This is a genomic window from Streptococcus parasanguinis (genome assembly GCF_015556095.1).
Lineage (GTDB): Bacteria > Bacillota > Bacilli > Lactobacillales > Streptococcaceae > Streptococcus > Streptococcus parasanguinis_Q.
The window spans coordinates 22,876-30,838 of the sequence record NZ_JADNLT010000013.1 but is presented as its reverse complement, the minus strand read 5'-3'; the positions used below and the strand labels follow the sequence as shown (position 1 = coordinate 30,838).

9 protein-coding genes are annotated in these 7,963 nt (G+C 43.4%); all 9 read right to left on the bottom strand.

Annotation, left to right across the window (positions count from 1 at the left end; all coding sequences use genetic code 11):
- Positions 1–109 precede the first annotated feature (109 nt).
- A complete protein-coding gene (locus I2E70_RS09500) occupies positions 110–1,822 on the bottom strand; it encodes a cache domain-containing sensor histidine kinase (protein ID WP_195424564.1) in 1,713 nt (570 codons plus the stop codon).
- Positions 1,819–2,553 carry a response regulator transcription factor gene (locus tag I2E70_RS09495; protein WP_195424566.1) on the bottom strand — a complete coding sequence of 245 codons (735 nt, stop codon included), beginning with the start codon at positions 2,551–2,553 and terminating at the stop codon, positions 1,819–1,821. The genes I2E70_RS09500 and I2E70_RS09495 overlap by 4 nt, the downstream gene beginning before the upstream one ends.
- A gap of 58 nt (positions 2,554–2,611) precedes the next feature.
- Positions 2,612–3,733, bottom strand: coding sequence for a peptide-methionine (R)-S-oxide reductase MsrB (gene msrB / locus I2E70_RS09490; protein WP_195424562.1), 1,122 nt, complete (start codon positions 3,731–3,733; stop codon positions 2,612–2,614).
- Positions 3,734–3,745: 12 nt separating this feature from the next.
- The gene (locus I2E70_RS09485) at positions 3,746–4,306 is read right to left on the bottom strand and encodes a redoxin family protein (RefSeq protein ID WP_049507019.1); all 561 of its coding nucleotides are present in this window, start codon (positions 4,304–4,306) and stop codon (positions 3,746–3,748) included.
- A 337-nt stretch (positions 4,307–4,643) separates the two neighbouring features.
- A complete protein-coding gene (locus I2E70_RS09480; RefSeq protein ID WP_049507021.1) occupies positions 4,644–4,964 on the bottom strand; it encodes a hypothetical protein in 321 nt (106 codons plus the stop codon).
- Positions 4,965–4,990: 26 nt separating this feature from the next.
- Positions 4,991–5,701: a thiol-disulfide oxidoreductase-associated membrane protein CcdA2 gene (ccdA2, locus tag I2E70_RS09475; protein ID WP_195424560.1), complete on the bottom strand. Its 711-nt coding sequence runs from the start codon at positions 5,699–5,701 to the stop codon at positions 4,991–4,993.
- A gap of 162 nt (positions 5,702–5,863) precedes the next feature.
- On the bottom strand, positions 5,864–6,946 hold the full coding sequence (locus I2E70_RS09470; RefSeq protein WP_195424557.1) for a SepM family pheromone-processing serine protease: 1,083 nt from the start codon (positions 6,944–6,946) through the stop codon (positions 5,864–5,866).
- Positions 6,930–7,418, bottom strand: coding sequence for a pantetheine-phosphate adenylyltransferase (gene coaD / locus I2E70_RS09465; protein WP_195424555.1), 489 nt, complete (start codon positions 7,416–7,418; stop codon positions 6,930–6,932). The genes I2E70_RS09470 and coaD overlap by 17 nt, the downstream gene beginning before the upstream one ends.
- On the bottom strand, positions 7,408–7,947 hold the full coding sequence (gene rsmD / locus I2E70_RS09460) for a 16S rRNA (guanine(966)-N(2))-methyltransferase RsmD (protein ID WP_070465380.1): 540 nt from the start codon (positions 7,945–7,947) through the stop codon (positions 7,408–7,410). The genes coaD and rsmD overlap by 11 nt, the downstream gene beginning before the upstream one ends.
- Positions 7,948–7,963 lie beyond the last annotated feature (16 nt).

The following is a 7,963-nucleotide window of genomic DNA, read 5'->3' as shown; positions in this document are numbered from 1 at the left end:
AGTAGGGCTGTAAAAGCTGATGCAATCAGCGTAGTAGAGCCCACTCAACCACTGCGTCTTGCTCGACAATCCAAAAATAATTGAGAGGCTAGGACTTTTGTCCCAGTCTCTATGAAGATTCATCGCCAGATGAAAGGGGCAAATAAAGTGTGATTTTCGTATAGCTATTAGCTTTAGAATCAATCTCCATATGATAGGCTTCGCCAAATTGAAGATGCAATCGTTGGTCCACATTTTTCAAGCCAACACCTCCTAAACGAAGAAGGGTTTGGTCTGTTGATCCGGATAAATCAAACCCTTGTCCATTGTCAAAAATCGATACGCAGGCGGAGTCTCCACTGACTTCAGTTGTCACTCGAATGAGACCTGGCCGATCGATCTCTTTAATGCCATGGTAAATCGCATTTTCCACTAAGGGTTGAAGCACTAATTTGGGTAGCTGATAATCGCCCAACCGTTCATCTTCTAGAATTTCATAATTGAGCTTTTCACCATAACGTTGTTTTTGAATGAAAAGATACTGGCGAACATGGTCAATTTCATCTCTCAGTAGGATTTGTTCCTGGCCTTGGTTGAGAGCCAGTCGAAAATATTGAGCCAGAGACTTAGTGATGTCGACCACGCGCCGACTATCATTAAACTCCGCCATCCAGACAATCGTATCCAAGGTATTGTAGAGAAAATGCGGATTAATCTGAGCCGAAAGTGCCCGCAGCTCGTAACGCCGTGCGTTCTGCTCCTCCTCCTTTACCTGTTGCATGAGATGATCGATTTGATCCAACATGGCATTAAAAGCTTGAGCGAGGTCGACCAATTCTGGAGATCCTTTGGCTGCAGCTCTCACGTGAGCATCTCCTGCTCCAATCCTCAAAATGATAGTCTGAAGGTCTCGTAAGGGTTTGATCCACAAACGCAGAACAAAGCCAATCCCTATTAAACACATGATCAAAGCTAGTAATCCTAGGCCAATGAAAGAGTAAAGAAGCTGCGACTGAAGCATCTGAAGTCCTTCAAGCGAAGCCACTCCAATCAAGGTCCAATCACTATCTGGAATTGGAACCTGATAGATAAAATTCTGCCCTCCTTTTGCATAACCATCTTTCACAGCAATATAGGGCTGCATGGCCTGCATTTCTTGGCTGGAGGAATAGACCGCCTTTTTAGGATGGTAGACAAACTCATGCTTTTGATTAATGATAAAACTAAAGCCTTGTTTCCCTAGTTGAAGGTGATCCAAGTAAGCCTGAAGGCTATCATAGCCAATATCCAAGCGTACTACTCCGAGATTTTGACCAGTCTGATCGACCACTTCTTGGGTAATAGAAACCACCCATTTTTCTTTTTCCGAAGTCAAGGATTCCTTTCGAGCTGGCGTCAAAACTGGCATGGCTCTTTCCTTAATCGCCTCCTGATACCAGCTTTCATTCATCATATCTGAGGAAGTCTGCATACTGATTTTGGAATCTGTCGCTACCAGACGTCCATCCTTGGTCACCAAGACCGCTGAGACCAAGTCCGGATCTGTTTCAATCATCGTTCGCATCAGGTGTTGAACCGTTTCTTGATTCGCACTCTTGTCTTGTGCAAATTGTCGAACAGCCTGATCCTTGCTAAGCACTGTCGTGGTCTGCTTTAATTTTTTTAGATAGGAGGTGATGAACTGACTGCTTTGATCGATACTATTTCTTGTCGTCCGCTCTGTTTGCTGGCGGATCGTCCCTGAACTCGTTTGATAGTAAAGGCTACCGATGAGACCAAAAAGTAGGAGAATGAAGAGAAAAAAGTAGAGGACCAGCTGGATCAGCAAGGGATATCGTTTCATTCATGCTCTCCTTTTTTGTACTGCCTTGGTGTCACCCCAACCACCTGCTTAAAGCGTTGAGAAAAATAGTTCATATCTTCAAAACCAACCTGATCGGCGATCTCATAAATCTTTAGATCTGTCGTGAGAAGCAAGAGTTGAGCCTTCTTCATTCGCTCCTGGATGAGGTAGTCTTGGAAGGGGAGTCCCAATTTTTTCTTGATCAATACGCTTAGATAAGAGGCACTGAAACCAAGTTGATAGGCCAGATCCTTTAGAGTTAACTGAGAGTCTGCTAAACGAGCATGAATGGTTTCTTCCAAGTCTGTCGAATAACCATGACTGACCAAATCTTCGACTTGCGCCTTCTTTCGCTCTTGATCGAGCTTTCCCTTCACCTTTGCTAACATCTCTTCAATATCGTCTTTTGAAAAAGGCTTCAGCAAATAATCATCTGCACCTAACTTGATGGCTTTCCTTGCAAACTCAAAGTCATCATAACCTGTCAAAAAAATGATATGACAAGACGGAGACTGCTCTTTGACGAGATGGGCCAGATCCAAGCCATTCATTTGTGGCATATTGATATCGGTTAGAAGGATATCAGCTGGTTGATCTTGAAACTTCTCCCAGGCCTCACGGCCATTTTCTGCCTGGTTGATGACGGTCATTCCAAGCTGTTCATAATCCACTAAGGAAGTCAGTCCCTGCCGGATAAGCTCTTCATCTTCCACAATCATGATCGCATACATGTCCTTCACCTACTTGTCTTTGCTATGCTTATTATAGCAAATTGTGGTTCCAAATGTCTCAGACATAGTCCAATAAATAACCGTAGCCCTTTTCTTTCATTTCTGCTTTGGGAATGAAGGTAATAGACAAACTATTGATGCAATAGCGAAGGCCGCCTTTTTCCTTGGGACCATCAGTAAAAACATGGCCCAGATGAGAATTTCCCACACGGCTCCGAACTTCTGTCCGAGTCATATTGAAACTCTTATCCTCCTTATAGATGGCCACATCAGGACTAATAGGCCGACTGAAACTTGGCCAACCACAACCAGAATCAAATTTATCCTTAGAGGAAAAGAGGGGCTCACCGGTCACGACATCTACATAAATACCGGCATCAAACTGATCCCAGTAACGATTGGAGAAGGCCCGTTCGGTATCATTTTTTTGTGTCACCGCATACTCTTCGGGAGATAACTTCTTTTTGATCTCCTCATCACTTGGCTTGGAGTAGCGGCTAGCATCAATAACAGGATAAGAAGCCTGATTGACATCGATATGGCAGTACCCATTTGGATGTTTCTTTAGATAATCCTGGTGGTAGTCCTCAGCCTTGATGAAATTAGTCAGTGGCTCTTTCTCCACTGCTAACGATTTGTCGTATTTTTTTGCTACCTCTTCAAAGACTTGGTTAATGGTTGGAAGGTCTTCTTGGGAGACATAATAGACACCTGTTCGGTATTGAGTTCCTTGATCATTTCCTTGTCGATTCTTCGACGTTGGGTCGATAATCCGGAAATAATGCAGGAGCAATTCTTTCAGAGATACCTTCTTGACATTGTAAGTGATGTGAACTGTTTCGGCATGCCCTGTTTGAGGGACCAATTCATACTTGGTCGTTTCTCCCTTTCCATTGGCATAGCCTGATACAGCATCAATCACACCTGGAACACGGGAGAAATATTCCTCTACGCCCCAGAAGCAACCACCAGCTAGATAGATTTCTCGTTGGTCTTCTGGGTTGACTTTTTCTTCCTTCTTTTTGTTTGCTACTGGTGTCTGACTCATGGACGCTTTTTTGATCTGCTCAGTCGTCGCATCTGATGTATCCAAGGCCATGGATCCTTTGATAAGGAAAAAGATTCCAAAACAAAATAGCCCCACTAAAAGAATGGAAATGAGTTTCCATTTTGTTTCCATTTTATGTCCTCCTTACTTCATTTCTTTTAGAGTCTGGACGATGTCTTCCTTGCTCATATAACCGATATGGGTCTTAGCGAGAGTTCCATCGCTCGCAATAAAGAGAGCAGATGGATAAGAGCGAATCCCATACTCTTTGAGCAAGTCGCCCTTACTGTCCATCAAGACTGGGAAATCCTTGTAATCCAAAGACTGGTACCAGTTTTTGAAATCTGCTTCCGATTTTTCACCATTAAAGGTTGGAGCTACAACGGATAAGACCACATAATCCTTACCCTCCTCTGCCTTTGCTAAATCATTTGTGTCGCCTAATGTTGAAAGACAGATTGAGCACCAGGAAGCCCAAAATTTGAGGTAAACTTTCTTCCCTTTGTAATCGGATAATCGGTAGGTCTTGCCATCCACTCCTTGCAGGCTAACATCCTTCACTTTCTTGCCAGATGGTTGCCTATCCCCAGCCTTAGCTGTTTGTTGACTCATGTCTTTGGTGGAAGTGGCCATTCCTTGGTTAGAGCAAGCCCCCAAAAATCCAGTACACAAGAATCCTGCAGCTACTAAAGCTAATTTTTTCATCTTTATCACCTCTTCAAAATCGGAAGAAAATCATTCTCAGATGACTTAGAATGCAGACAAACTGTTTTTTAACATAAAACAAACCTAAGTAGTGCTATAAACATAAAATGAAAAAGCATATTAGGTACATTGAAATACACACTGAAACTTTCCGCCGTGAGAAAAGTGTTAGAAACATTAGTGTTTCTAACACCCGGGAGTTTTGGAACTTCAGGTCCAAAACTAAGTCATGGAACTTCTTCGAAGTTCGCTGACGTCCGTACTCACTTAAGGAAAGTTTCTAAGATGACGTTGTCTTCAATCTGAGTCATCCTCAGATGACCTCTCCCTTCTTTCATTAGTTGTCTGATTTCATATCAGATGATCCACTCTTTTCATCTTTCATTTCTGAATCGCTGGATTTCATCTCATCTTTTTTCATATCATCCTTCATTTCAGAACTGCTGTCAGACATCATAGATGAATCTTTCATGTCTTCTTTTTTCATTTTATCATCGGACATGGACGAATCCTTCATGTCATCCTTCTTCATATCGTCCTTCTTCATCATACTACTATCGTCCGTTTTTTTCATATCTGAATCCGATTTTTGTCCAGAACAAGCTGCTAAAGTGACAAGGCTAAGCGTAGCAATGGTAAGTGTAAGAATTTTTTTCATGATTTTTCTCCTTTAATCATTCAAGATTAGTGAAACAGGGATGCGAGGCTATTAAGATTTCCTAGCATCAGCAAGATGCCCATCAAGATGATGAGGGCACCACCAATTTTTTTCAAGGTTCCCATATGGGGCTTGAGTTTAGCAAAATGTTGTAGAACCCAGCTAGAAGCTAGAGCCAAGACTAAGAAGGGTAGCGCCAAGCCCAATGTATAGACCAGCATCAGGAGAGCACCTTGCAATGCACCATCTCCTCCAGAAGCGGCAATGGCTAAAACAGAGCTCAAAACTGGTCCGACACAAGGGGCCCAACCAAAACTGAAGGTGACCCCTATCAGAAAAGCATTGAAGAATTCATTGCGTTTTTCGTCCTTCTTCAGTTGGATACTCTTTTGTTTTTGGAGTTGCTGAAGATTGATGAGGCCCATCTGATGGATTCCCAATAAGATGACAATCCCTCCTAGTAGGCAACGGAACCAGGGAGCATAGAGTACCTGACCAAGGGCCCCTGCACCGTATCCTAGAATCAGGAAAACAGTTGATAGACCTGCGATAAAACAAAGCGTCTTCACCAAGCCGTACCAAGAAATATCTCTTCCAAAAATCCGAACAGTTTTCACACGTTCAGAATCCAATAGAATCCCTACATAGACTGGCATCAGTGGCAAAATACACGGGGAGAAAAAGGATAGAACTCCCGCTAAGAATACTGAAATGGAAAACAAACTGGTTTGAATCATTTCACTACCTCCCTTTCTTTCTGATACCAGTATAAAGAAAAAATCCCTCTAAAAATAGAGAGATTGATAAGCAAAAACTTGAATTTGATTAGAAGATGAATCTTTCTATCTGCCAACATCAGCTCATACTTTCAAGTATGAGACTAATCTAGCAAGATACTTCTACTTCTTTTTCAAATAATCAATAGCGTCTTGAAGGGTTTTGACGGGCACAATTTTCATCTTCGAATGGATTTGTTTTGCTGCATCTTTAGCGGTTTCGTAGTTTGATTTAGCCTTGGGATTGGCTTTCTTTTCTTCTTTGGAAACAGGGTTATTAGGGGCAAAGAAGATTTCTGCTCCTTCTTTATCGGCTGCAACGACTTTCTTGTCAATCCCACCGATATCGCCAACCGTTCCATCCTGGTTAATGGTTCCTGTCCCAGCAATATGGCGTCCCTGACGAAGATCTGGATCAGCCACTTGAGTGTAGATGGCTAGGCTAAACATCATACCGGCACTTGGGCCACCGATGCCAGCTGTCGCAAACTGGACAGGAACATCGCCTTTGGCTTCAGTCCGGTCGATCAGGCTAATCCCAATTCCGTTTTTCCCATTGGTCAATTTGATGATCTTCCCATCCGCAGTCTTGGTTTGTCCATCCTCAATGTAGGTCACCGAAACGGGATCGCCAATTTTTTGAGAACCAACATAGTCAATCAATTCTTTGGAGCTCTTAAAGGTCTTACCATTCACCCCGGTTACAGTATCCGCAATATTCAAGATTCCTTTAAAGGTCGAGTCATCTGCCACCTGCATGACATAGACTCCTAGAAAGTCCATCTGGGTTTCTTTGCCAGCTGTCTTCAATCCTTGGTAGATGGCCATATTTTGCGAGGTTTCCATATAGAATTGGTTGATGCGCGTGAATTCTTGGCTCGAACTACCACCGGTCATATCCTTGGCAGAGTAGATATCTGTAAAAGGTGTCGCCCAAGCATAGATCAAATCAGCCGGAGTTGCCTCTTTCACTGCTACGGTTACAAAATCATAGGTTCCTGACTTGGTATCCGCTTTTCCATCCACTGTCATGACGGATCGAATATCTTCTGCCGTTCCTGGCATTTCAATATAATAGGGAAGGCGAATCACAAAAGCAGCTAGCAAGAGAAGCAAGAAAAGAACTCCTGCAATCGGCCATCGGTATTCTTTCAACCGTCCTTTTTTCTTTTTAGGGGTCAAGCTTGGTTTATTCGCTTGTGTCATCGTTAATTTCCTCCATTACACTCTCTGGGACATACGGTGAGATATCCTGCTGAAAAGCCAGCAACTCTCGAATACGGGTGGAACTAATGGCCTGGTAAGGAGGCTGGGCATAGAGATAAACCGTCTCCAATTCAGGTGCCAACTGGTGGTTAAAATAATCCATATTGGCTTCGTAAACCAGATCCTGTGCATTGCGCAATCCCCGGATCAAGGTCACCACACCAAGATTACGTGCCACTGTCACAGCCAACTCTTGGGTCGACGTCACAATTTCAATATTTTCCAAATGAGCCAAGGCCCCTTCCACCATGCGCACGCGCTGCTCAATGGAAAAGAGTCCGACTTTTTCCGGATTATAAAAAATTCCGACATAGACACGGTCAAACAAGCGGCTCGCCCGCTCGATCAATTGCACATGCCCAATGGTAATCGGATCAAACGATCCTGTAAACAATCCAGTTCTATCTGACATATACTGTTACCTTACTAATTCCATAGATTTTTTCTTTCCAAATTCCCACCTGTCCGATTTCCTCAGGAAGTTCTACATGTTTATCTGTTTCGCACACAATCATGATGTTTTCTGATAAGAGATGGCGCTCGCACAAGGTTTCGATATCGCGGACAATCTCTTCCTTGGCATAAGGCGGGTCTAAGAAAACCAGATCAAAGGTGCCCGTTAGAAGCCCCAAGGCTTGCTTGGCCTCCATTTTTAGTAGTTGAAACCGTTCCTTTTCCTTGGTCATAGCAATATTAGCTGCCACAATCTCCTGCGCTCGACGATCTCTTTCCACTAGAACCGCCTCTGACATGCCTCGAGAGACTGCCTCAATAGAGAGGCCACCGCTTCCAGCATAGAGATCTAGTACTCTTCCACCATCAAAGTAAGGACCAATCATATTGAACATGGCCCCTCTGACCTTATCAGAAGTCGGCCTGGTTGTTTTTCCTTCAAGTGTTTTGAGGGGACGTCCCCCATAGGTTCCAGATACTATTTTCATAGGGACCATTATACCA

Coding starts and splice junctions, on each gene's coding strand:
- I2E70_RS09500 (WP_195424564.1), bottom strand. CDS start 1,822: ATGAAACGATATCCCTTGCTGATCCAGCTGGTCCTCTACTTTTTTCTC.
- I2E70_RS09495 (WP_195424566.1), bottom strand. CDS start 2,553: ATGTATGCGATCATGATTGTGGAAGATGAAGAGCTTATCCGGCAGGGA.
- msrB (WP_195424562.1), bottom strand. CDS start 3,733: ATGGAAACAAAATGGAAACTCATTTCCATTCTTTTAGTGGGGCTATTT.
- I2E70_RS09485 (WP_049507019.1), bottom strand. CDS start 4,306: ATGAAAAAATTAGCTTTAGTAGCTGCAGGATTCTTGTGTACTGGATTT.
- I2E70_RS09480 (WP_049507021.1), bottom strand. CDS start 4,964: ATGAAAAAAATTCTTACACTTACCATTGCTACGCTTAGCCTTGTCACT.
- ccdA2 (WP_195424560.1), bottom strand. CDS start 5,701: ATGATTCAAACCAGTTTGTTTTCCATTTCAGTATTCTTAGCGGGAGTT.
- I2E70_RS09470 (WP_195424557.1), bottom strand. CDS start 6,946: ATGACACAAGCGAATAAACCAAGCTTGACCCCTAAAAAGAAAAAAGGA.
- coaD (WP_195424555.1), bottom strand. CDS start 7,418: ATGTCAGATAGAACTGGATTGTTTACAGGATCGTTTGATCCGATTACC.
- rsmD (WP_070465380.1), bottom strand. CDS start 7,947: ATGAAAATAGTATCTGGAACCTATGGGGGACGTCCCCTCAAAACACTT.